This is a genomic window from Sorangium sp. So ce281, from assembly GCF_051527395.1.
In the GTDB taxonomy this organism is placed as follows: Bacteria; Myxococcota_A; Polyangia; order Polyangiales; family Polyangiaceae; genus Sorangium; species Sorangium cellulosum_B.
Genome location: NZ_CP150322.1, coordinates 6,357,897 through 6,382,592, shown reverse-complemented (window position 1 = coordinate 6,382,592; position 24,696 = coordinate 6,357,897). Strand labels below are relative to the sequence as shown.

Here is a 24,696-nt window from a genome sequence, read left to right as displayed (position 1 = left end):
CTACTCGAGATGCCACACCACGATGGCGATCGTCAGCGAGCCCAGCACGCCCGTGACGTAGATCGCGGCGGCGTGCTCCGGGAAGACCGCGGCGGCCGCCGCGCACGCCGCGCAGAGCGCGGCGGCTAGCCAGCTCGCCCTCGGCAGGCTCGGCGCGGCGGTCGCGTGGACGGCCGCGAAGAGGAGCAGGTTCGTCGCGAGCGCGCGCTCTACCGGCTCGTCCGTGATCACGGCGAGCGCACGGTGAAGGAGCATCGCGACGAGGAGCACCTTCACCACGTGGCCGATCCGCCGGTTCACCGCGCTCTTCGAGAGCGGGCGGCGGAAGACCCGGAGCAGCGTGAGCCCCGCGAGCGCCGTGACGCAGCCCATGGCGAAGAGGTCCACGGGGCGGACCACCGGGACGACGCGGCCGATACCCACCGTCGCCATCACGACGCCGAGGGCGCCGATCAGGAGGCCGAAGCGGATGCGCTCGCGCCTGGAGACCGTGAGATCGAGCTCGGAGCTCCGCGCCAGCTCGTCGGCGAGGACGCTCAGCAGATCGTCGAGCCTCGGCCACCGCTCCTCGGGCCGCGCGCGGAGCCCGCGCGCGAGCGCGCCCCGGACCCGCGCGGGCACCTTCGAGCCGGCCGGCGCCGGCCTCAGGAGATCGCGCCGCGCCCCGTCGAGCCGCGCTCGGACGTCCTCGCCCTCGAACGGCGGCTCCCCGTAGAGCGCCTCGTAGAGCGTCGCGCAGAAGCTCCACTGATCGCTCCTCGCCGTCGCCGGCCTCCGCTCGGCCTGCTCGGGCGCCATGTACGCCGGCGTCCCCATGAACGCGCTCCCGGCCGTGAGCGGCGCGCGGAGCGCGTCCTCCCCGGGGATCTCGGCTTCGGGGCCCCCGCCGGAGAGAGGCCGGTCCTCCTCGACGTGGAGGCGCGCGAGCCCGAAATCGGCGATGCGCGCCCGGCCCTCCTTGCCGATCAGGATGTTGTCCGGCTTGACGTCGCGGTGGACGAGCCCCTCCTGGTGCGCCGCCGCGAGGCCGCGGCCCGCCTGGATCCCCGCGGCGAGCGCGGCTTCCCACGCGCGGGGCTGCTTGTCGCGCAGGTCGCGGAGCGTCCGGCCGTCGACGAATTCCATCGCCACGAACACGCCCCGCTCGTGCTCGCCGATCTCGTAGATGGGGACGACGTTCGGGTGCGAGAGCCTGGCCATCACCTGCGCCTCGCGCACGAGGCGGGCCCGATCCTCGGGATCGAACCTCCCCGGCGCGATGAGCTTGAGGGCGACGCGGCGGTCGAGCTCCGCGTCGTAGGCCGCGTAGACGACGCCCATCCCGCCCTGGCCGGCCCTGGCGAGCACCGTGAACCGCCCGACGCGCGCGCCGGGGCTCAGCGGTTCGTCGCGTTCGTCGCGTTCGTCGCGGCCGGGGAGGGCGGCGGCGGCGCCCTTCAAGAACCCGTCCGGCTGGGCGCCGTCGCTCCGGAGCAGGCTCCACACCTCCCGGAGGAGCTCCGGGCGGCCCGCGCACCGCGCCTCCAGGAACGCCCGGCGGTGCTCGTGGCGCTCATCGAGCGCCGCCTCGAAGAGCGCCTCTACCTCGCGCGGATCAAGGGGCGGGCTCATCTCCGCCGTGGAGCGCCCGGTAGAGCCACGCCTTGGCGAAGCGCCAGTCGCGCTCGACCGTGCGCGTCGTCACGCCCGAGAGCTCGGCGATCTCGTCCTCGGTCAGGCCCGCGAAGTAGCGCAGCATCACGATCTCGGCCTTGCGCGGGTGCTCCTGGCTCATCTTGCGCAGGGCCTCGTCGAGGGCGAGGAGGTCCTCGACGGGGAGATCGAGCGAGAGGGGCAGCTCGTGGAGGTCCTCCTCGGGGGCGCGCACCTGATCGCCGCCCCGCTTCCGGGCGGCCTTGTGGCGCGCGTAGTCGACGAGGAGATCGCGCATGGCCTGGGACGCGGCGCCGAAGAAATGGGCGCGGCTCTGGAAGCGGGCCTCGCCGTCGCGGAAGAGCTTCTCGTACGCCTCGTGGACGAGCGCGGTGGGGCCGAGGGTCTGCCCGGCGCGGAGGTGGCGGACGCGGGCCAGGGCGATCGTCTTGAGCTCGGCATAGACGGCGCGGAGGAGGGCGTCCGCGGCGTCCCTCTGGCCCGCCTGGGCGGCGTGCAGGAGGCCCGTGATGGCCTCGCCGGCGCTCGGTCCGGGGGCGCGTCGGTCGCTCGCGTTCATGGGGGTGCGCCTCGATCGGGCCGGAGCGTACACCAAGTCGCCGCGCCGACGAGCCCGGCGGCGCGCTCCATCTCACGTCGCCTTGCGCTTGCCCGACCGCGCCTTCTGCTGCGCCGGCGCCCTCTGCTTCGTCCGCTCGGGCTCCGCCGCCTGCTCGGGCCGCGTGGCCAGGGCCACGACGCGGCCGAGCTCCTCGCGGAGCGCGTCGGCCCTGCACTCGCCGAGCTGCTCGCGGACGTGCCTCTGCGTCCGTTCCCACAGCGGGAACGCCGCCTCGATCGCGCGCTCTCCCTGGCGCGTCAGCGAGATGATGCGGACGCGCGCGTCGCCGGGCGCCCGCGCCACGCGGAGCAGGCCCGCCTTCTCGAGCGGCACGAGGTTCCTCGTGAGCGTCGTGCGATCCATGACGAGCCCGTCCGCGAGCGCGCTGAGCTGCACGCCCGCGTCGCCGCACGTCGCGACCGCGGCGAGCAGCGTGAGCTGCGTCGCCTGGAGCCCCGCAGCGCGCAGGCTGTCGTCGTAGAGCCGCGTCAGCGCGCGCGACGCCCGGCGGACGCGCACGAGGGCGCACTGGCTCGCGATGATCCGAGCGGCGCAGGCAAAATCGGTCACCAGTGTATCTACACTATTTCGACTGGGTCCGTCAAATCACGGTCGGGATCACTGCTTGACATCCGTTCAGGTGTAGCTACACCTATCTCGTCCTCGACGACGTGGATCCGCCTCGTCCGAACGACGCCTGCTCGGCGTCGGCGGTCCGGGCGGCCCCGGCGCGCGCTGGCCGATCCATCGATCGATCGGTCATCCGTCGCCAGGGCCATGCCGGCGCCGAGGCGAGCACCGCGGCATCTCCCGCGCGGCCGGGGGCCATGGGCCTTCGGCGCGCTCCGAGCATTTACGTGTAGGTACACTTATTCGAACGGCCCGAGCGGCGCGGCGGTGAGGAGCGCACGAACCATCGGCTGGCACGCGGTGCCAGGCGTGCGTCGACGCCGCGCGCGGGCTGCGTGGAGAGGATCTATGGGCGAGTTCTTCGTCGTTCCGTACTGCGTGAAGTTCGAGGACAGCATGGCCTATGGCAGCCATCACTACCTCACGAACTTCCGCTTCCAGTGCATCGCGCGCGAGACGCTCTACTTCGCCGAGGCCGCGGACGGCACGCTCCCGCACGAGGAGGACCGCGCCGCGATCCGGCTGCTCACCACCGAGGGGTACAGCCGGAACCTCGCGCCGGTGCGCGTGGGCGAGCGCGTCGCGATCTTCATGAGCCTCGGCGCCGTGACGCGCTCGAGCGCGTACGGCTACTTCCGCACGGTCCGCTTCGACGGCGAGCCCGTCGCGTGCGGCTACCAGCGCATCGTCGCCGTCGCCTCGGCGAGCGACGAGCTCGCGCCGCTGCCCAGGTCGGTGACGGCGCACGTCGGGGCCCTCGACGAGCGCGCGCCGCACCAGCGCTTCGTCGAGCTCTGCCTGCGCGGCGGCTCGGCGCTGCGCGAGCTCTTCCCCGAGCGCCTGCTCCGGCACGCCGCCGAGGTCGCGCGGGGGCCGCTCCACGAGGCGCGCCCGCACAGGGCGCGGTGGGACGCGGAGGCCGCGCCGGCCGCGGCGGGCGGGGAGGCCGCGCAGAGGCGCTCCGGGGAGGCCGCGCGGGAGGGCGGCGGCGTCGCCGGCAAGATCGCGCTGCTCCTGCCGGGCCAAGGCTCGTTCGACCTCCGGCTCCTGCGAGCGCTCCACGCGCGCTTTGACGCCGCGCGCGAGGCCGTCGCCGCGGCCGAGCCCGCGGCGCGCGAGCTGCTCGGCGCCTCGCTCGCGGCGCTCGTGACCGCCGGCGAGGCGGAGGCGCGGACCGCCCTCGAGGCGTGCGTCGATCTCGATCAGCTCGGGATCCTCGTCCAGGGCCACGTCGCCGTCGCGCTGCTCCGGTCCGCCGGGCTCGAGCCGGACGTCGTGGCGGGGCACAGCCTGGGGGAGATCGCCGCGCTGGCCGCGGGCGGCGCGTTTCCCCTCGCGACGGCCGCCGAGGTCGTGTGCCGCCGGGTGCTCGCCCTCCGCGGCGCGCCGCCCGGCCGCATGCTCGCCGCCCACACCGGCGCGGAGCGCCTGCGCGACGAGGTGCATGCGCTCGGCCGGGACGACGTGTTCGTCGCGGTGGTCAACGCGGCCGATCAGGCGGTCGCGTCGGGCACGGCGGACGGCATCGCCGCGCTCGAGCGGCGGCTCGCGGGCGCCGGCGTTCGCGCGACGGTGCTCGCGAGCCGCTACGCCTTCCACTCGCCGCTGCTCGCGCCGGCGGTCGGTCCGTTCGCGAGCGCCCTCGGGCGCGCCGGCGCGGCGCGGCCCGCGCTCGCCACGTACTCGCCGATCGATCGCGTCCACTACGGCGACGGCCCGCTCGCGCCCGCGCGCCTGCTCCCGATGCACCTCGTGACGCCGCTCGACTTCGAGGCGGCCGTGCGCGACCTCCACGCGGCGGGGGTCCGCACCTTCGTCGAGTGCGGCGGCGGCGGCGCCCTGACCGCGCTCGCGCGGCGGAGCGCGCCGCCCGGGCCCGATCTGCGCGTGATCTCGGCGTTCCGCGCCGGAGAGGACGTCGTGGCCGAGCACCGGCGCGTGATCGACGCGCTGCGCGCCGCGGGGCGCGCGCTCACGGCGGTCGCGCCGCTCCCGGAGGAGGAGCCGGACGGCCGCCGCCCGCGCGAGGCCGCGACCCCCGCCGCCGCCGCGAGCTCCGCGGGCACCGCCGCCGCCGCGAGCCCGCGCGACGACGCCGCCGCCGCGGCGGGGGCGACGCCGATCGCGATCGTGGGCATGGGCGCGGTGCTGCCGGGGGCCGGCGGCGTCGACGCCTACCTCGCGCAGCTGCATGCGGGCACGTGCGGGATCGCCGACACTGGCGAGCGACACCCGGAGCTCGCGACCGACTTCCTGAACCGCGGCCGCGCCGCCGACAAGACGTACAGCCTGCTGGTCGGCACGGTCGACGCCCTCGGCCCGTACGCCGAGCAGACCGGTTACGACACGCGCGCGCTCGAGCGGCTGCCCAAGACGGCCCGCATGCTGGCGTGCGCGCTCGCCGAGGCCCGATCGCACGCGGCCGCGCTCCGCGGCGGCGCGCCCCTGCGGATCGTGTGCCTCCTCGGGTCCACGGCCGACGGCTCGATCGAGCACGACGAGGCCACGCTGCTGCTCGGCGTCGAGCGCGCGCTCGACCGCGCCGCCGCGGGCGAGGCGGCCCGCGCCGCCGTGGCGGACGCGCTGGCGGCCGAGCTCGGGCTCGACGCCGGGCGGCGCGCGGCGTGCCGCGGCCACCTCGAGCCGCTCGCGCGCGTCGTGCGCGACGTGGTGGGGGAGGGCGCGCGCACCGTCGTCGTCGACGCGGCCTGCGCGTCGTCGATGCACGCGGTGCATCTGGGCGCCGCGATGCTCCGCCGCGGCCTCGCCGACGTCGTGATCGCCGGCGGCGCGTACCAGCCCGGCCCGACGAACGCGTGCCAGTTCTCGCAGTTCGGCGGGCTCTCGGCGACCGGCAGCCGCCCCTTCGACGCGTCCGCGGACGGCGTCGTGTTCGGGGAGGGCGCCGCGGTCGTCGTGCTCGAGCGGCTCGACGACGCCCGATCGCGGGGCGATCGCGTCGACGCCGTGCTCCTGGGCAGCGGCCTTTCGAGCGACGGCCCGAGCCCGTCGGTCACGGTGCCGCAGCGCCGCGGGCAGGCCCTGGCGATGCGGCGCGCCCACGCGCGGGCCGGCGTCGAGGCGCGGAGCGTCCAGTACGTCGAGGCGCACGCCACGGCGACGCCCGTCGGCGACGCCACCGAGTTCCAGGCGCTCGCCGAGGTGTTCGCGAGCGACGCCGGCGACGCGGGCGCCCCGCGCATCGCCCTGGGCAGCGTCAAGTCGCTGCTCGGCCACACGGGCTGGACCGCGGGCGTCGCGTCGCTCATCAAGGTCGTGCTCGCGATCCGCGAGCGCACGCTCTTCGCGCAGCACGGGTTCCAGGCGCCGAGCGCGCGCATCGATCTGGCGCGCTCGCCGTTCGCCATCCCGACGGCGGCCGCCCCCTGGATCGCCGAGGGCGGCGCCCCGCTGCGCGCCGCGCTCGACAGCTTCGGCTTCGGCGGCACCAACGCCCACCTCGTCGTCGAGGAGCACCGCCCCGACCGCCACCCCCCGCGCGTGCACCCGCGCGTCGGCGCCCGCGCCCTGTGCGTCGTCGGGCTCGGGGCCGTGTTCCCGGCCGCAGGCGGCGCGCCCGCGGGCGCCCCGTCGGACGTCCTCGCGTTCGACGAGGGCGCGCTCCGGCTGCCGGCCCGCGCGCCGGTCCTCCCGGACGCCCTCGAGGCGATGGACCCGACGCAGCTGCTCGCGGCGATGGCCGCGGAGGAGGCGCTCTCGGCGCTGCCCGCGCGCGAGCTCTGCGAGCGCATCGGCGTCGTCGTCGGCCACGAGGGCAAGACGCGCCGCGGCGCGCGCGCCAACGAGCGCATCTTCGCCGACCGCGTGGCGCGGGCGCTCCGGGCGCGCGGCGTCAGCCCCGCGCTGGCCTCCGCGACGGCCGACGCGCTCCGCGCGGGATCGCCCGCGACGGGGCCGTACACGCAGCCGGGCAACATGCCCAACGTCATCTCCGGGCGCGTCGCCAACGTCTTCGGCCTGCGCGGGCCGAACTTCGTCGTCGACACCTCGGCGACCTCGCTGCTCGACGCGCTCGCGGCCGCCGATCTCGTGCTCGACGAGGACTGCGACGTCGTGCTCGCGGGGGCCGTCAACGCCTTCAGCGACGACGTCGCGCGGGGCGCGTCCGCCACCTGTGACCCGCGGCCGATTGGCGAGGCGGCGCTGCTCGTCGCGCTGTGCACCGAGGACACCGCCGCGCGCCACGCCTGGCCGGTGCTCGCTCGCCTGCACCTCGTCGCCGGCGCGGCGGAGGGCGCCGCCGGCGCGGCGGGGCGCGGCCCCTCGGCCCGCGAGCTCGCGGTCGGCGGATCGAGCGCGCGGCTGCGCGGGGCCGAGGGCGCCGTCGAGCTCCACGCGGCGATCCGCGGCGCGCGCGCGCACGGCGCCGCGCTGGTGCGCTGGCCGTCCGATCCCCGCGCCGTCCAGGTCACGCCCCCCGAGGCCGCGTCGGTCGCGCCGGCGCGGGCGGCCTCGGGCTTCGCGACGGGCACGCCGATCCACGGCTTCGTCCCCGAGATCGCCCCCGCGCCGGCGACGGGGCCGGCGGCGCGCGTGCCGTCCCGCGTCCTCTACGTCTGCACCGACGCGGCGCTCGCCATGGAGGTGCGGCGCGCCGCCCGCTCCGACGAGGAGCGCGCGCGCGTCCTCGCGCTCGCCGTCGAGGAGGCGTCCGGCACGGCGGAGGGCGGGACCCCGCGCGACCTCGCGGCGCCTGGGGCCGAGGCGTCCGGCGGTGCGCCCGCGCTCGACGCCCGCGACGAGGCGCGGCTCGGCGCGTCGTTCGCGGCCCTGGCCCCCGAGGACGTCGACGCGGTCGTCGTGCTCACCCGCGCCACGGACGCGCGCGCGTTCGTCGACGGCGCGCCGGGCTCGTACAGGCCGGCGCTGCGCGCGCTCTTCGGCGCCGCGCGCCGCTATTACGGCGCCATCGCGCGCGGCGAGGTGGCCTTCGCGGCCGTCGTCGCCTCCGCCGTGGACCTCCACGGGCGGCTCGCGCCGGTGAGCGGTGCGGTCGGCGGCTTCGTGAAGTCCCTGGCGCGCGAGCTCCCGGGCGGCGACGTGCGCGTCGTCCACACCGACGCGCGCGACGCCGCGGCCGCGCTCGGCGCGCTCTCCGAGGAGTGGCGCCACGCCCGGCCCGCCGTGCCCGAGGAGGTGGTCGATCTCGGCGGCGCGCGGCACGCCGTGCAGCTCGCTCGCGCCTCCGCGAGGCCGCGCGCGCGCGCCGTACCGCAGCTCGGCGCCGCTTCGGTCGTGCTCGTGACGGGCGGCGCGCGCGGCATCACGGCGGAGCTCGTCGAGGGCCTGCTCGACCGCTTCGGCTGCCGCGCCGTGCTCCTCGGCCGCTCGCGGCTGGAGGACGCTCCGGCCCGCGCGCTCGCGATGACCGACGCGGCGTTCGACGCGTACGAGCGGGACTTCTATGCCGAGGCCCTGCGCGAGAGCCCGGGCCTGCGGATGGGCGTCCTGCGCGACCGCTACGCGCGCCTCCGCGCGGCGCGCGAGGCGCACCGGGTCCTGGCCCAGCTGCGCGCCGGGGGCGCCGGTCGCCGCGTCGTCGACTACCACGCCGTCGACGTGACCCGCGGCGAGGACGTCGACCGCGCCGTCGCGGCGGTCGCGGCGGCGTACGGCCGGGTCGATCTGGTCGTGCACGGCGCAGGCATCCAGGTGTCGAGCCGGCTCACGTCGAAGCCGCTCGATCTGTTCGAGCGGATCGTCGACACGAAGCTCGCCGGCCTCGCCCACCTCCGCCGCGCCCTCGCGCGCCACCTGCCCGACGCGCGCCCGCATGTCCACCTCGTCACCTCGGCGTTCAGCGTGCTCGGCAACGACGGGCAGCCGGACTACGGCGCGGCGAACGAGGCGATGAACCGCGCCGCGGCGTACTTCGCCGCCGAGGCGGGCGCGGGCCCGTGGTCGAGCATCGCGTGGCTCGGCTGGAACGGCGTCGGCATGACCGCCGGGTCCGAGTACAGCGCGCTCGGCGCGGCGCGCGGGCTCCGGGGCGTCGAGCCGGAGGAGGGGAGGCGGATCTTCCTCGACCTCGTCGCCGAGCCGCCCGCCGGCGCGGCCCAGGTCCTGCTCACCGACGGCGAGATCGAGCGCTTCGCCCCCCGCATCGTCGCGGCGGACGCGGCGGACGCGGTGGTCGCGGCGGACGGCGCGTCCGGGAGCGCGTGGACGCTCGATCCACGCGTCGATCCGTGGCTCTCCGACCACCGGGCGCGCTCGAGCGCCGTCGCGGCCGGGGCGTTCCTCGTCGACCTGGCCGTCCGGCACGCGCTCGCGACGTCGGGCGGCGGTGCCCTCGTCCGCGAGGTGCGCGACGTGCGCTTCCTCGAGTTCCTGCGCCTCGCCGACGACGCGCCGCGCGACGTGCGCGCGGTGACGATCCGCCGCGAGTGGCTCCCCGGCGGCCGCGTCGCGTGCGCCGTCGAGGTGCGCGGCGACTTCGTGCACCGGTCGGGCGTGACCCTCCGCGCCGGCGTCGTCTTCGCGACCTGCGTGGTCGAGCTCGGCCCGAGCCACGTCCGCCGTGACGGCTTCGCGCCGCGGCACGCCGGGCGGGTCGACGGGCCCCTGATCCGCGACCCGTACGCGAGCCCTGGCTCGCCGGTCCGGCACGCGGGCTGGTTCGATCACCTCGGCACCTTCGTGCACGGGGCCGCGCTCAAGGAGGCCCGGTTCCGCCTCACGACCGACGGCGCCCTCGCGCGGCAGCGCGGGGCCGCCACGCCGTTCCTCCTGCTCGACGCGCTCCTGTCGCTGGGCACCCTGCGCCGCGACGAGGCGGGCGCGTTCCCGGTGTGCGCCGCGGGCGGCGTCGACCGGATCCGCTTCGGGACGGCGGCCAACGACCTCGCGCTCCGTGACGCGGGCGTCCCCGTCCGGCTCGTCGCCGCGGTCCCGACCGCGGCGGGCGACCGCGTCCTCGGCGCGTGGGCGCAGGCGCTCGACCCCTCGGGCGGCGTGCTTCTGGAGGTCGAGGGGCTCGAGGGGCGCGTCATGGGGCGCGTGGCCGCGGACGTCCGCCCGGCGGCGCAGGCGACGCTGACGCTGGGGGCGCCGTGACGCCGCCGCTCGCGATCGCGGTCGCGCGGGCGGACGCCGAGGCCGCGGCGCGCCTCGAGCCCTACCTGACGGCCGGCGAGCGCCGCGCGTGCGCCGCGCTGCGCGTCGCGGCCCGGCGGGCGCAGTCCGCGTGCGCGCGCGTCGCGGCGAAGTGGCTGCGCCTCGAGCTCGCCGCCGGCCGCGGCGCGCCGCTGGTCGCGCTGGACGCGGCCTCGCTCGAGGCGCACCCGCGCGCCGACTACCTCGCCTGCGCGGTGACGGGGCCGTGCGGCCGTCGCCCGCGCTTCGAGGACGGCGCCTTCGCGCTGTCGCTCTCGCACGCGGGCGAGCTCGCGGCGGCCGCGGTCACCACGGCGCGCGCGGTCGGCGTCGACGTCGAGCGGGTCGAGGCGCGCGCGGCGAGCTTCGCCGACGAGCACTTCACCCCGCGCGAGCGCGAGGGCCTCGCGCGGGGCGCCGCGGCGGGCGCCTCGCGCGCCGCCCTCGAGACGTTGCTCTGGAGCGCCAAGGAGGCGCTCTACAAGACGGGGGCGCTCGCGCTGCCGGCGCGGTTCTCGTTCCGGGACATCGACGTCGCGTTCCCGCCGGGGGGCGCGCGCCTGGCGCAGCCCTCGGTCCGCTCCTTCGCGCTGGGCGCGCGGGGCGGGCAGTTCTTCGGCCGGGCCGTGCTGACCGGTGCGTTCGCGCTCGTCGCGGCCGTCCCGGTCCCCCCGGCCGCGGCTCTCGGATGAATGGCACTCACCAACCAAGAGGTTTCGACGATGCAATCTCATGATCTCCTCGACCACGTCCGCTCCGTCTTCGTGCGCATGACGCGCTACCCCGACGAGGTCGTCGTCGCCGACGCCGATCTGGAGCAGGACCTCGGCATCGACTCCGTGAAGCGCGGCGAGATCCTCGCGTCGCTGCGCGCCGATTTCGGTCTCCCGAACGCCCTCAAGGCGGCGCCCGACGAGCTGCGCACGGTGGCCCGCGTCAGCGAGTTCCTGTCGCGAACGATCGCGGCCAGCGCGGAGGCCGGAGAGCTCGCCAAGGGCCATGTGGAGACCGGCAACTACGCCAACGGCCATGTCGAGGCCGGAGCGCACACCAATGGTCATGTCGAGGCCAGAGGGCATTCCAATGGTCATATGGAGGCGGGAAGGTACGCCAAGGGTCATGTGGAGACCGGAAACCACGCCAATGGCCACGTGGAGACCGGAAACCACGCCAATGGCCACGTGGAGGCCGGACGGCACGCCAATGGCCACGCCGGCGACGCGCTCCATGTCGTGGTCCAGGCGCTCGCGGACGCGACCCGCCACCCGGTCGATCTGCTCGTCCCCGACGCGCGGCTCGAGGAGGACCTCGGGGTCGACCGCCGCCGGCGCGACGAGCTCCGCGCGCTCCTCTGGCAGCGCGGCGCCCAGCCGGCCGTGCTCGAGGCGGCGCTCGACGAGGCCCGCACGGTCGGCGATCTCGCGCGCCTCGTCGACTCCGCGCCGCCCGCGCAGGTCCCCGCGGCGCGCGCGCCCGCGGCCCCCGCGGCGCAGCGGGCGCTCCCTGCCCCCGGGGTGGCGCTCGCGGGAAAGACGGTCCTCGTGACCGGATCGAGCCGCGGGCTGGGCCGCGCCATCGCCGCGAAGCTCGGGCGCGCCGGCGCCCGGGTCGTCGTCAACAGCTTCCATTCGCGGGACGACGGCGAGGCGGTCGCCGACGAGATCCGCGGCGCCGGCGGCGACGCGGTGCACGTCTGGGGCTCGGTCGCCAACCCCGCGCACATCGACAGGCTCTTCGACGCGATCGCGCGCGAGGTCGGCGAGCTGCACCACTTCGTCAGCAACGCGTCGAACGGCCGCTTCGGCCCCCTCGAGCAGACGACCCCGGAGCACTGGGAGCTGGCCTTTCGCACGAACGTCATCGGTTATCACCTCTGCGCCATGCGCGCGGCGCGCCTGATGGAGCGCAACGGCGGCGGGCGCATCGTCGCGCTCTCGTCGAACGGCTCGTCGAGGTACCTCGAGCACTTCGGCGCCATGGGCGCCGTGAAGGCCGCGGTGGAGTCGCTCACGCGCGCGCTCGCCGTCGAGCTCGCCCCGCGCAACGTGCAGGTCAACTGCGTCTCCGCCGGGCCGATCTATGGCCACGTGACGAGCAACTACCCGGATCACGAGCGGATCCTCCCGTACTGGGAGTCGCGCACGCCGGGCGGCCGGCTCTGCACCGAGGATGACGTCGCCGAGGCCGTCCTGCTGCTGCTCTCGGACGGGGCGCGGAGGATCAACGGCGCGACGCTCACCGTCGACGGCGGGGGCTCGCTGTGCATCTGACGGCGGCGATGACGATGACCGGCGCCGGGGTGCGCTCGGCGCGGGTCCGCGCGGAACAGCTCACGCCAGCTTCCCTGGAGCTCGCGAAGAAGGAGGAATCATGAGTGCCACGCTCGATCGGCAGCCCCCGGGCCCCGGCCCGCTCGCCAGCCTGCGGTACCTGGCGAATTTCAGGACCGGTAACATGCGTCATTACGAGGACCTCTTCGCGCGCTACGGCGACGTCGTGCGCCTGCGGGCGCCCGGGGCCGAGGACTTCGTCATGGCGTTTCACCCGAACGACATCGCGCACGTCCTTCGCACGAACGCCCGGAACTACCCCAAGGGGAAGCGCTACCACGAGCTCGCCCCCGTGCTGGGCTGGGGCCTCGTGAACAGCGAGGGCGAGCTCTGGCGGCGCCAGCGCAGGCACGTGCAGCCCCAGTTCAACCACGCCAACACGCTCAAGTTCGTCCCGATCATCGTCGAGCACATGGAGGCTGTGCTGCGGCGCTGGGACGCCCAGCCGGGCGAGTTCGAGCGGGACATCAACGACGACATGATGGATGTGACGTTCGGTATCGCGGGCGAGGCGTTCTTCGGCGCCGCGCTGGAGGCCCACACGGACACCGTCCGCGAGGCGTTCAAGTATGCGCTCTCGATCGCGCTCAAGCGGATGTATTCGCTGGTCAACCCGCCCCTGTCCTGGCCGCTGCCCAGCCACCTGCGCTTCCGCCGGGCCATGGACCGCGTGCACACGGTGATCGACGGCATCATCGACGGCTACCAGCGCGGCGCGGGCGGCGAGGACAACGTGCTCGTCCGCCTCATGAACTCGGTCGACCCCGAGACCGGCGCCAAGATGGACCGCGCGCAGCTGCGGGACGAGATCAAGACCATCCTGATGGTCGGGCACGAGACCTCGAGCGTCACCGCCTCGTGGGCGCTCTACCAGGTCGCGCAGCACCCCGAGGTGTGCGCCCGCCTCACCGACGAGATCGATCGCGTCCTCGGCGGCCGCTCTCCGACGGCCAGGGACATCGAGTCGATGCCCTACCTCACCATGGTCTTCAACGAGTGCCTCCGGCTCCTGCCTTCCGTGCCGTTCATCCTCCGCAGCCCGCTGGAGGACGACGTCATCGGCGGTTACCAGGTCGCCACGGGGTCGACGGTGGCCATCGTTCCGTGGGTCACGCACCGGCACCCGGAGTTCTGGAGCGATCCGCTGGAGTTCAAGCCCGAGCGCTTCGCGAACCACCGGCGGAGCGCGGACGACAAGCTCGCCTTCATCCCCTTCGGCGCCGGCCAGCGGATCTGCCTGGGCGAGTTCATGGGGCAGCTCGAGGGCAAGATCATGGTCGCGATGGCGCTGCAGCGTTACCGGCTCCGGCTGGTCCCCGGCTTCGACCCGCGTTGCCGCGGCTTCATCTCGCTGCAGCCGGTGAACGGGATGCGCATGATCCTGAAGCGGCGGGAGCCGTCGAGCGCCGTACGCGCGGCGCCGGCGGGGCGGGAGGAGCCCACGGCGGCGGAGCCCGTGGTGACGGAGCCCGTGGCGGCCGCCATGAGCGCTCACGGCTGCCCGTACAGCGCCCGGGCCTGAGGGCCTGGGCTCGGCGCACCTGGCCGGCGGCGCGACGGCCCGGCCTCTCCTCCCGGCCGGAGCCCCCGCCATCATTTTTTTTCGGCCCATGTCAGACCCCGACGAGCCGCGGCGAAGCAACAGGCAGGCAGGCGGACGGCTCGGGATGAACCCCTGAGCGCTAGATCCTGACGCGCGCTTCCCACGTTTCCCACCCAAGCTCCGGCCTCGTTGTCTGTATCATCGCCTCATGAGGCACCGCGGGGGACGGGGCTCGAGGGGATGGCCATCACGGCGGCTCGGGCCGACAGGAACGCTGGCCGTCGCCGTCCCGCTCCTCTGTGCCTCGCTGTGGCCGTCGGTGGCCCGCGCCGACAGCTACGAGCGGTGCGTCCGCGAGGCGGCGACCCAGGCCGAGATCGACGCCTGTGCCCCCAAGGACGAGCCCCTCGAGGTGAGGGTGCGGGCGAAGCCGCCGGCCCGGAGCGCCTCCGACGTCGAGGCGGACGCGCAGGTCCTCGCCGCGGCGCCGCACGGCTCGGGCGCCGACGTGCTGCGGGTCCTCCCGGGCGTCTTCATGAGCGATCGCGGCCTGCCCGGTCGCGCGCCGCACCTCTCGCTGCGCGGCTTCGACGGCACCTCGGGTCAAGACGTCGAGATCTTCGCCGGCAACATCCCGATGAACCAGGTCTCGCACATCCGTGCTCCTGGATATGCCGACATGCGGCTCATCATGCCGGAGGTGGTCCGTTCTGTCCGGATCGCCAGCGGCCCTCACGATCCGAGGCAAGGCGATTTCGGCGTCGCCGGCTCGCTCCGCATGGATCTCGGCCTGGAGGCGCCGGGCTTCTGGTTGAAGGGGGGAGTCGGCTCGTTCGGGACGAGGCGTGTCCTCATCGCGTTTGCGCCCGAGCACGACGAGATGATGGACACGTTCGCGGCCTTCGACACCGACGCCATGGATGGCCCGGGCGGCGTGCGCGGCGGCGAGCGCAGCTCCTTCGTCGGGCAGCTCGGCGGGGGCGAAAACCGGGTCCAGTTCCGCGCGACGGTGGCCATCGGCTCGGCGCGCTTCGACTTTCCCGGCTACCTGCCGCAGGGCCCCGTGGAGCGGGGCGCCGACCCCTACGCGGCGCAGCGGCCGCTCGGCCGCGACAGGACATCGCAGGCGCTCGTCGGCTCCGATGTCCTCTGGAGCCTCGGCGAGGGCACGATGGGCATCGGCGGCTTCGCGGGCAAGACCAAGACGACGTTTCACCAGAACCTCACCGGGTACGCGCTCGACCAGCTCGCGGGCGAGCCGATCGTCCGGAGCGACGACAGCGAGATGGTGAACGACGCCTCGACCTTCGGCCTCACGGTGCTTTACCGCCACGGCGTCGAGATCACCTCGAAGCGCGATTCCATCGAGATGGGCGCCTACGCGCGCGTGGACACGGTCGACCAGACCGACACGCGCCTGTTCGAGGACGGCACGAGGAACGCCGCGCTCGTCGACGCGACGATCGACGCCACGAACGTGGCCGCGTATGCCGATCTCTCGCTCTACCCGATCAAGCGCGTGGTCGTCCGCGGCGGCGCGCGCCTCGACTCGCTCTCGTACGGCGTGCGGGATCGCACGAGCAACGCCGGGCTCGAGCGCACCGCGCAGGGCTTCGTCGTGTCGAGCAAGGCCATGGCCGACATCGCGGTCCGCGGCGGCGTGCACCTCGTGGCGAGCTACGGCGAGGGGTTCCGTTCCCCGCAGGCGCGCGACCTCGACGAGGGCGAGCGCGTGCCGTTCACCAAGGTGCGCAGCGTCGAGGCGGGCGTCCGGCTCAAGGAGGGCAAGACCTTCCAGGGCTCGGCCGTGGGGTTCGGCTCGTGGCTCGGCAACGACCGCGTGTTCGACGCGGCGTCCCGGCAGCACGTCGAGGCCCCGCCGTCGGTGCGCGCCGGCGCGCAGGTCGTGATGAGCGCGCGCTCCGGCCCGTTCGGCGCGCACCTGAGCGGGACGTACACCCATGCTCGCTTCACCGGCTCCGACGCGCGCTTCGCGGAAGGCGACCCGGTGCCCTATGCGCCGGCGTTCGTCCTGCGCGACGACGTGTTCGCCTCGGGGGTCGTCGGCAAGCTCTCCGGCAAGGAGGTGACGGTCCGCGTGGGCGCCGGCGTCGAGGGCATGGCAGGTCGCTCCCTCCCGGGCGGGCGGGACGGCAAGGACGCTGTCAGCCTCGATGCCGTCGCGGCGGTCGGCTGGCGCGGCGTGGAGCTCGCCCTGAACGGCACGAACCTCCTGGGCCTGCAGTATTACGACGCGCAGTACGTCTACGCCTCGAGCTTCGTGAAGGAAAGCGCGCCCCCGCTGCCGTCGCCGCACGTGCTCGTCGCGGCGCCGGCTGCGTGGATGCTGACGCTCCAGATCCACCTCCGTGGCAAGGAGCGCACGCCGGAGCCGCCCTATTAGCAGCCCTTTTCAGCGGAGAAATTGAACAGGGAGGTGGGGAATCAGGGAGTATTTGAAAATTTCCCTCCCCGTCTCCTCGCCTCCCTGTGAATTTTCCGAAGAATTTAAGGGGATCCCTTAGGCTGTCCCCTGTCCGGACGTCACCCGATCTCGCGGTAGTCGAACCAGTCGAAGTCCGCGTGGAGGCGTGTGCCGGCCAGGTCCTGGCACGCCATCCCGACGAAATTGCCCGTGAACGCGCAGGGTATCGCGTGCTCGTCCGACAGGATCGACGCGTCGTGCTCCCACCCCACCGTGTGGTAGGTGACGCCATCCCGGGAGTAGAAGAACGATATCCGCTCGTCCTTGATCTCGAGCCGCAGGAAGATGTCCTCCACCCCGTCCAGCACGTACTCCTTCTCGACCGGGAACGTCAGGTTCCCCCGCTCGCACTTCATGACCGACAGGGCCTTCTCGGCGTGGTCCGCCCGCGAGACGTAGAGATAGTAGAACGACTCCGTGCTGTAGAACGCAACGATGCCCGCCATCTGCTGAAAGTGCTGAGGGGCGAACTGCATGCACGTCGTCGCTTGCACGTGTTTGGCCTGCTGGCGCCGCGCGACGAGGCTCTGCTCGAAGTTCGAGGTGATGCTCTCGCGCCCGATCAGGCGCAGGTACCCGGGTCGGGCGGCGAGGCTGCTCACGTCTGCCGGCCGCACGCGCGGCGACTGCCACTCGATGCCCAGCGCGGGCGTATCGAAGTCGTCGCGCTCGGGTGTCTTCGGCCATTCGTGGCGAGCCAGGTTCGGCCCCTCGTAAACGTCCAGCGGAACCTGCCCGCCCGAAGTCAGCCGCGGCCACCCCTCGACCCAGGTGATCCCCTGGAGCGCCGTCTCGCGTCCCAGCGTCGACCGGCCATTCTTCAGCGGGCGACGGCACAGGTGCGCGAACACCCACGAGCCGTCCTTGTTCTCCACGAAGCTCCCGTGACCGGCGCTCTGGAGCCGCAGCTCGGGGTGGGACGCGGTGGAGATGAGCGGATTGTTGGGCATGACCTCGTAAGGGCCGTGAATCGAGCGAGAGCGGGCCACCGTCGCGGCGTGCGTGATGAACGTGCCGCCCTCCGCGGTGAGCAGGTAGTAGTAGCCATCTCGCTTGTAGAGGTGCGGCCCCTCCACGAGCCCGAGCGCCGTGCCCCGGAAGATGTTCTCCACCGGACCGACGAGCTTCTTCTCCTTCGGGCTGTACTCCTGGAGCAAGATCCCACCGAACGGGTTGTTGCCCGGCCGGTGGTCCCACACCATGTTCACAAGCCACTTGCGGCCGTCGTCGTCGTGGAACAGCGAAGGATCGAACCCCGAGCTGTTCAGGTAGATGGGCTCCGACCACGGACCGGTGATGGAAGGCGCGGTGACCAGGTAGTTGTGGACGTCCTTGAACGACCCCACCCAGCGTCGCGAATTCGTGTAGATGAGGTGAAACAAGCCGTCCGCGTAGGTCAGGCACGGCGCCCAGATCCCGCCGGAGTTGGGGTTGCCGCGCATGTCCAGCTGCGAGTACCGCTCCAGCGGCCGCGCGACCACCCGCCAGTTGGCGAGGTCTTTCGAGTGGGAGATCTGGACGCCCGGGAACCACTCGAACGTCGAGGTCGCGATGTAATAATCGTCCCCCACGCGAACGATCGACGGATCGGGGTTGAACCCTCTCAGTGCCGGATTTTCCACCTTGCTCATTCACTCACCTTGATTGTCTCGTTGTGTTCCAGCGCAGCCAGTCCTGCTTCCAGCGCTCGACGGACACGCCCGGCACCGCAGGCGCACCCTGCCCAGGTCCCACCGCTCGCGCGCTGGATGAGGCACCGGAGGTGCGTGTCCACAGGCAGCTCGGGATGCGGCGTGGGGGGAGAAGGCATCATAAGGGAGCGTGGCCTCTGCAACGTCGCCCCTGCTGGTTCCCGCGTCTGCCGTCTGTGGCCGCGCTGCCGGACCCGCCGGAGGAGCTCCGCCGTCGGCGCGCGAGGGTAGCACCGCGCGCGCGCGCGTCCAGGCGCTTCGTCTCGCCGCGCGGGCGCCTCCGGCGGGCCTCCGGCGGGCCTCCGGCGGGGCTGAGCGACCGCGCGCCCGCTCACTCCGCTGCCGCCGCGAGCTGCGCCGCATCCGCCGGCCGCGCGCGGTTCCACGCGGACGCCACGGCGGCGAGCGACGCCATGTCGGCGTCCCCGTGCGTCCCCGCCCCGAAGCAGCGCTTGCGCCCGACCGAGAGGGCCACATACGCCGCCGTCTCGTCGCCGGCGCTCCTCGGGAGCGCGTGCGCCGCGTGCTCGTCCACCGCGATCGCGATCCCCGCGTGGCGCGAGAGCGCGCTCGCGAGCGCCTCGACGGGGCTGCCGCCGGCGGCGCTCAGCACGTGGGCGGCGCCCCGGATCTGCACCTGGAACTCGTGTCGTTCGTCCGCGCCCTGGCCGACGCGCCTGTGCCGGGTGACGCGGAGCGGCCCTGCGCGGTTCACGTACTCCCGCTCGAAGATCGCCAGGATCTCGGCCTTCTGCACCTCGCCCTCGGTCCGCTCCGCCGTGCGCTGCACGGCCTGGCTCACCTCGATGGCGAGCTCCCTCGGCAGCGCGTAGCCGTGGTCGTGCTCGAGCACGTAGGCCACGCCGCCCTTGCCCGACTGGCTGTTCACGCGGATCACCGCCTCGTAGCTGCGCCCGACGTCCTGCGGATCGATGGGCAGGTACGGCACCTCCCAGAGCGGGCTCCCGCCCTCGCGCAGCGCCTTGAACCCCTTCTTGATCGCGTCCTGGTGCGACCCGGAGAAGGCCGTGTACACGAGCTCGCCGACGTACGGGTGGCGCGGGTGGACCGGCAGGCGGTTGCAGTGCTCGACCGTCTCCTTGATCGACTGGACGTCATGGATCTCGAGCTCGGGATCCACGCCCTGGGACATCAGGTTGAGCGCCAGCGTCACGACGTCGACGTTGCCCGTGCGCTCGCCGTTTCCGAACAGCGTGCCCTCGACGCGATCGGCGCCCGCCATCACGGCGAGCTCCGCCGCGGCCACGGCGGTGCCGCGGTCGTTGTGCGGGTGCACGCTCAGCACGATGCTGTCGCGCTGCTTCAGGTTCCTGTGCATCCACTCGATCTGATCCGCGTACACGTTGGGCGTCGACATCTCCACGGTGGCGGGCAGGTTCAGGATGATCTTCCGTGAGGGGGTGGGCTCCCAGACGTCCATCACGGCCTCGCAGATCTCCTTCGCGAAATCGAGCTCGGTGCCGGTGAAGCTCTCGGGCGAGTACTCCAGCGCGACCTCGGTCCCGGGCAGCCGCGCCGCGAGCTCCTTCACGAGCCGGGCCCCGCGCACGGCGATCTCGGCGATGCCCGCGCGGTCCAGGCCGAACACCACGCGCCGCTGGAGCGTCGAGGTGGAGTTGTAGAGGTGGACGATGGCGCGGCGCGCCCCGCGGATGGCCTCGAAGGTGCGCTCGATCAGCCCGGCGCGCGCCTGGGTGAGCACCTGGATCGTCACGTCGTCCGGGATGAGCCCCTGGTCGATGATCCAGCGCACGAAGTCGAAGTCGGGCTGCGACGCGCTGGGGAAGCCCACCTCGATCTCCTTGAACCCCATGCGCAGGAGCTCGTGCCACATGCGGAGCTTCCGCTCGAGGCCCATGGGCTCGATCAGGGCCTGGTTGCCGTCGCGCAGGTCCACGCTGCACCAGCGCGGCGCCCTCTCGATCACGCGGCCGGGCCAGCGGCGATCGGGCAGATGGATGGGCTGAAAGGGCTTGTACTTGTGGACAGGCATCGTGGACATGAAAGGACTCCCTGAAAGCTAGCGATGGGAGTCGTCACGACACGACGACGATGCGGGGGACCCCCATCGGGACCAAGAGAACCGAGGGGGCGGTACTGCGAGGAGTGACGTCGTCAGCAGCGCGCGCAGAGGCCCCCGGGCCGTAGGCCTAGGCAGGGGCGTAGGGAGCGCGCGCGAGGGACGGACATCGAGGTGCAGCCTAGCGAACATCCGCGCGCCTGTCCAGCGCTGCGATACGAGGGGAGAGCGGGTGACCGCCGCTCTAGGGCTTGTCGAACTCGGGGATGAGCTTGCCGATCCGGCGAATGCTGCCCATGACCTGCTCGTGCGACAGGCGCCCGACCTGCTGGAAGCTCAGCAGGCGATCGATGCCGAGGTCCTCGTAGAATTTGATCTTGTGCCGGCACGTCTCCGGGCTGCCGACGATGAGCGAGTTCTGCTCCTTCAGGGCGTCGAACACCTCCTCGTTCGGGACGTCTTCGTTCTGCATGATGCGGGCGAGGACGGCGTTGGCCTTGGTCTCGGCCGGCGTCTTCCCCGCGCGGTCGCGCAGGAGCTGGCCCACGAGGCCGCCGCCCGCCGGGTCCTTGGCCAGCGCCTGCTCCTCGGCGTGGGTCCGGAGGAAGTGCTCCTTCGCCTCGAAGAACGTGAAGGATCCGTTCGTGTACCACGCGGCCGCGGAGGCGGCGCCGTTCTCCATGGCCTGCTGGTCCGTCTCGGCGCAGTGAGCGAACGTGAAGAACCCGACCTGGTTGTTGATGAACGCGCCGACGGGCCGCTCGCACCGGCGGATGGCCTCGCGGTAGATGCCGATCCACTCCTTCACCTGGTCGGGCGGCGCCCACAGCGTGACGCCGAGCGCGCCGACCCCGTTGCGCCCGGCCTGCTCGAACGAGGCCAGGCTCGAGCAGGCCTGCCAGAGGGGCGGGTGGGGCTTCTGGTACGGCTTCGGGATGATGGGAACGTTGTTGATCTCGGCGTCCTCGCTCTTCCAGGAGAACCGCTCCTGCGTCCACATCTTCGGGATCATCTCGAACGCCTGCTGCATCTGATCGCGCGTCCGGTCCGGTGGGATGTTGAACGCGCGCCACTCCGGGATGGTCGAGCGGGCCAGGCCGAGCTCCAGGCGCCCGCCGCTCAGGTGATCGAGCATGGCCGCGCGCTCGGCGACGCGGATGGGGTGGTTGAACCGGAACGGCGACAGCACCGAGGAGTGCCCGAGCCGCATCGACGTCGTGTGCTGCGAGATCGCCGCGAGCATCACCTCCGGCGCCGACGAGTAGCTGAACTCCTCGGCCGTATGGTGCTCGACCTGCCACCAGCAGCCGTACCCGAGCCGATCGGCGAGCTTCGCCTGCTCGAGGGTGTTCATGATGATCCTGTGCTCGTGGTCCTCCGACCACGGACGGGGACTCTGCATCTCTGTGAACAGGTCGATCTTCATTACTTCCTCCCTCGCGAGTGCCGCGCGCCAAGCATCGATCCGTCGTGTACAAAACGGCAATGTGTGGTTTGCCGCACATCGAAGTACATGTCGATGGATCGCCGGCGTCGGGCGCTCGGAGGCTGTGATGTGCGTGTGGACCGTCGCGGGAGACCTCCCGTGGAGCGAGGGCTGTCCGGGGGGCCGGCGGTCCCGGGCCCGGGGCGCTCCCGAGAGCGCGGGCGACTGCCACGTCTTCGCCACAACCTCTCCGCGTTTGTTCCTCGTCGGGCGCGCGGGTGCGCCTCACCCGGGGGGTACGCCCAGGGAGGTCTGCGGCGGTCGTGACCAGGCCGCGCAGCGCTCACCCCGATGGAGGTCCTCGTGCAGGCGCAAGCTACCTGTCTCCCCCTGACATCATCGCCCGAAGCCGGCACCGACGCCGGCGCAAACGAGCCCGCGGCGCGTCCAGACGACGCTCCCGCGGCCCCCGCGCCCGGCCCTGCCGTAGAGCCCACCGCAGGCGGCGGACACCGCAGCTGGACGGCCGCCCTCCTCGCGGAGCGGCCCTCGGCCTCGCTCCGCGAGGCGCTGTCCCGCGTCGGCGTCGGCGTCGGCCTCGCGGCGCTGTATGGCCTCTCGCTCGGCGCGCGGCAGGGCGGCGTGTCGTTCGTCCGCCACGCGGCCGGCGTCCCCGCGGCCATGATCGCCGTTGCGTGCGTCGGCGTGCCGGCGCTCACGATCGTGCTGACGCTCTTCGACGCGCCGCTCGACCCGCCGCGCGCGCTCTCTGCGACGGCGCGCGCCGCCGCCGCGACGGGCCTCGTGCTGGGCGGCCTCGCGCCCGCCTCGGCGCTCTTCGTCGTGACGAGCGGGGCGGACGCGACAGCGGCCCTCATGGGGCTGCTCGGCCTCGCGGTGGGCGGCGCCGTCGGCATCGGCATCCTGCTGCGCGACCTCGGCGCGGTGCTCCAGCGCAAAGGCGATCTCGCCGGCGTATCCGGGACGACCGCGGCGCTCGTCGTGTTCGCGGTGTTCGCCGCGGTGCTCGCGCTGCGCGTCTGGTGGGGGATGCTCCCGATCCTGAAGGGGGGTGCCCTGTGAGCGCCTCCGTCGTGAGCCGTCTCCTCCGGGCGCCCTCCGAGGTGGCCGCGAGCTGCCGTGACGACAGGGACATCCGCGCCATCGCGCTCGCGTCGCTCGGCGCCATCGCCCTCGGCTCGGCCGTGTTCGGCGGCGTGATCGGGAGCTTCCGCGGCGGCGAGCAGATCGTCTATGCGGCCGTCAAGGTGCCGCTGGCGATGCTGATCACGCTCGCGCTCTCGGTCCCGGCGCTCCACGCGTTCTCGGCCGTGCTCGGGCGCCCGTGGCCCATGCGGTCCGTCATCGCGCTCGCCCTCGCGTCGGCGGGCCGCTCGTCGCTGGTGCTGCTCGCGTTCGCGCCCGTGCTCTGGCTGGCCATCGACGTGGGGCTCGGCTACCACGCGTCGTCGGTCGCCGCCTGGCTCGCCTACGCCGTCGCGGGCCTCGCGGCGCTCGGTGTGCTCGTGCGGGGCATCGGGGCGGGCCGGGGTCGCTGGCTCACCGCGGCCGCCTTCATGGCCGTCTTCTTCGCCGTCGGCGGACAGGCCGCGTGGATCCTCCGGCCCTACCTCGGGCGGCCGAGCGAGAGGGACGTCCCGTTCCTGCGCGCCCGCGAGGGGAGCTTCTCCGACGCGTTCGTGAAGAGCTTCCGCTCCTCGCTCGGGATCTACGACCGGGATCTGCGCTCGCGCGACGGCGTGGCGGAGGAGGCGCGATGAGCCTCCGCGATCTCGCGGTGCTGTACCTGATCGCCGGGCTCGCGTGCGCCGTCGCGGTGTACCGCGCCTCGCCCGAGGGGCGCCGCCGCGCCGCCCTGTCCGCGGCGCTCTGCGTGCCGCTCTGGCCCATCTGGGCGCCCGTCGCGCTCACGGCGGGCCGCGGGGAGGGCGGCGGGCGCGCGGGCGGCGCCGCGGGCGACGCCGCCGCGCGCGTCCAGGGCGCGCTGCGCGAGGGGGTCAGCGCCTGCGCTGGCACCTCGTTCGAGGCGCTCCTGTCGCGCGACGCGGCCTCGCGGATCGAGGCCGAGGTGGCGCGCGCCGCCGCCCGCCACGCCGAGCTCGACGCGCTGCTGCGCCAGAGCGGCTTCGACGAGGGCGCCGCCGCGGCGCGCGTCGCGGAGATCGAGCGGGGCGGCGGCGGCGCGGGCGCGCGGTCGCTGGCGACGGCGCACCTCCACCTCGAGAACATCCGGCGCCTGCGGGCGATGCGCGACCGCGACGCCCGCGCCCTCGAGGAGCTCGCGGATCTCGTCCAGGCGCTGCGCACGCAGCTCGTGCTGGCGCGCTTCGCCGGATCCTCGGTCGAGGGCGTCGGTGGTATCGTGTCCGAGGTCTGGGCGCGCGTGGAGGGCCTCGGCGCGGCGATCGACGCGCACGGCGCCGGAGCAGAGGGACCGATCGCGACGTGAGCAAGCACATCCTGGTCGTCGATGATGAGGCGCGCATCCGCGAGGTGCTGCTCTACGCCCTGCAAAAGGAGGGGTACGCCGTGACGGCGGTGGCCGACGGGCGCGCCGCCGTCGAGGCGGCGGGGGCGGGCAGGGTGGACCTCGTGGTGCTGGACGTGATGCTCCCCGAGCTCGACGGCCTCGAGGTGTGCCGGCGGCTGCGCGCCGGGAGCAGGACGCCGATCCTGTTCCTGTCGGCACGCGCCGACGAGGTCGACCGGATCGTCGGCCTGGAGCTCGGCGGCGACGACTACCTCACGAAGCCGTTCTCGCCGCGGGAGCTCGTGGCGCGGGTGCGCGCGCTGCTCCGGCGGACCGAGGCGCCCCCGCCCGCGCCCGCGCCGGCGCCCACCGGCGCGCGCGCCGCGGTCCTCCGCCACGGCCCGGTCGAGGTCGACACCGAGCGTCACGAGGCGCGGTACCTCGGCCAGCCGGTGTCGCTCACGGCGACGGAGCTCGGCGTGCTCGGCGCGCTGCTCGAGCGGCCCGGGGTGGTGCTCTCGCGCGGGCAGCTCATGCAGCGCGCCTACCGCTACGACAACCTGATCACGGAGCGCACCATCGACACGCATGTTCGCCGGATCCGCGCGAAGTTTCGCGTGGTCGGCGGCGACCCGATCGCGACCGTCCACGGCGTCGGCTACAAGCTGCAGGGGGCGTAGCCGGGCCGC

At 73.9% G+C, this 24,696-nt stretch carries 15 protein-coding genes; 9 read left to right on the top strand and 6 right to left on the bottom strand.

The window, feature by feature from the left end; genetic code table 11:
- From WMF27_RS24250 to WMF27_RS24240, 3 genes are all read right to left on the bottom strand, one after another.
- Window positions 1–1,611, bottom strand: coding sequence for a serine/threonine-protein kinase (locus WMF27_RS24250; RefSeq protein WP_437943007.1), 1,611 nt, complete (start codon window positions 1,609–1,611; stop codon window positions 1–3).
- The gene (locus WMF27_RS24245; protein ID WP_437766507.1) at window positions 1,595–2,212 is read right to left on the bottom strand and encodes an ECF-type sigma factor; all 618 of its coding nucleotides are present in this window, start codon (window positions 2,210–2,212) and stop codon (window positions 1,595–1,597) included. Before WMF27_RS24245 ends, WMF27_RS24250 begins: the two co-directional genes overlap by 17 nt.
- Window positions 2,213–2,284: 72 nt before the next feature.
- Window positions 2,285–2,824 carry a MarR family winged helix-turn-helix transcriptional regulator gene (locus tag WMF27_RS24240; protein WP_437766508.1) on the bottom strand — a complete coding sequence of 180 codons (540 nt, stop codon included), beginning with the start codon at window positions 2,822–2,824 and terminating at the stop codon, window positions 2,285–2,287.
- Between the two features lie 408 nt (window positions 2,825–3,232).
- On the opposite strand from WMF27_RS24240, the gene WMF27_RS24235 reads away from it, so the two are divergent.
- From WMF27_RS24235 to WMF27_RS24215, 5 genes are all read left to right on the top strand, one after another.
- Complete coding sequence (locus WMF27_RS24235; RefSeq protein WP_437943006.1) at window positions 3,233–9,961, top strand: SDR family NAD(P)-dependent oxidoreductase; 6,729 nt, start codon at window positions 3,233–3,235, stop codon at window positions 9,959–9,961.
- Window positions 9,958–10,692, top strand: coding sequence for a 4'-phosphopantetheinyl transferase family protein (locus tag WMF27_RS24230; protein WP_437766510.1), 735 nt, complete (start codon window positions 9,958–9,960; stop codon window positions 10,690–10,692). Before WMF27_RS24235 ends, WMF27_RS24230 begins: the two co-directional genes overlap by 4 nt.
- Before the next feature lie 30 nt (window positions 10,693–10,722).
- Window positions 10,723–12,270 (top strand): SDR family oxidoreductase, encoded by a 1,548-nt coding sequence (locus WMF27_RS24225; RefSeq protein WP_437766511.1) that lies wholly within the window; start codon window positions 10,723–10,725, stop codon window positions 12,268–12,270.
- Between the two features lie 100 nt (window positions 12,271–12,370).
- Entirely contained in the window at window positions 12,371–13,852 is a 1,482-nt protein-coding gene (locus WMF27_RS24220; protein ID WP_437766512.1) for a cytochrome P450, read from the top strand.
- A gap of 340 nt (window positions 13,853–14,192) precedes the next feature.
- Window positions 14,193–16,277 carry a TonB-dependent receptor gene (locus WMF27_RS24215; RefSeq protein WP_437766513.1) on the top strand — a complete coding sequence of 695 codons (2,085 nt, stop codon included), beginning with the start codon at window positions 14,193–14,195 and terminating at the stop codon, window positions 16,275–16,277.
- A 140-nt stretch (window positions 16,278–16,417) separates the two neighbouring features.
- Here WMF27_RS24215 and WMF27_RS24210 read toward each other — a convergent pair whose 3' ends face one another.
- The 3 genes from WMF27_RS24210 to WMF27_RS24200 form a co-directional block, all read right to left on the bottom strand.
- Entirely contained in the window at window positions 16,418–17,989 is a 1,572-nt protein-coding gene (locus WMF27_RS24210; RefSeq protein ID WP_437766514.1) for a glycoside hydrolase family 43 protein, read from the bottom strand.
- A 391-nt stretch (window positions 17,990–18,380) separates the two neighbouring features.
- Window positions 18,381–20,072, bottom strand: a complete 1,692-nt coding sequence (leuA, locus tag WMF27_RS24205; RefSeq protein ID WP_437766515.1) for a 2-isopropylmalate synthase — start codon at window positions 20,070–20,072, stop codon at window positions 18,381–18,383.
- A 262-nt stretch (window positions 20,073–20,334) separates the two neighbouring features.
- Window positions 20,335–21,516 carry an LLM class flavin-dependent oxidoreductase gene (locus WMF27_RS24200; protein WP_437766516.1) on the bottom strand — a complete coding sequence of 394 codons (1,182 nt, stop codon included), beginning with the start codon at window positions 21,514–21,516 and terminating at the stop codon, window positions 20,335–20,337.
- Window positions 21,517–21,879: 363 nt separating this feature from the next.
- On the opposite strand from WMF27_RS24200, the gene WMF27_RS24195 reads away from it, so the two are divergent.
- From WMF27_RS24195 to WMF27_RS24180, 4 genes are read left to right on the top strand one after another with little or no spacing between them, the layout of a single operon-like run.
- Window positions 21,880–22,599: a hypothetical protein gene (locus tag WMF27_RS24195; RefSeq protein ID WP_437766517.1), complete on the top strand. Its 720-nt coding sequence runs from the start codon at window positions 21,880–21,882 to the stop codon at window positions 22,597–22,599.
- Window positions 22,596–23,297, top strand: a complete 702-nt coding sequence (locus tag WMF27_RS24190) for a hypothetical protein (RefSeq protein ID WP_437766518.1) — start codon at window positions 22,596–22,598, stop codon at window positions 23,295–23,297. The genes WMF27_RS24195 and WMF27_RS24190 overlap by 4 nt, the downstream gene beginning before the upstream one ends.
- Window positions 23,294–23,986, top strand: a complete 693-nt coding sequence (locus tag WMF27_RS24185) for a hypothetical protein (protein WP_437766519.1) — start codon at window positions 23,294–23,296, stop codon at window positions 23,984–23,986. The genes WMF27_RS24190 and WMF27_RS24185 overlap by 4 nt, the downstream gene beginning before the upstream one ends.
- Window positions 23,983–24,687, top strand: coding sequence for a response regulator (locus WMF27_RS24180; RefSeq protein ID WP_437766520.1), 705 nt, complete (start codon window positions 23,983–23,985; stop codon window positions 24,685–24,687). Before WMF27_RS24185 ends, WMF27_RS24180 begins: the two co-directional genes overlap by 4 nt.
- Window positions 24,688–24,696 lie beyond the last annotated feature (9 nt).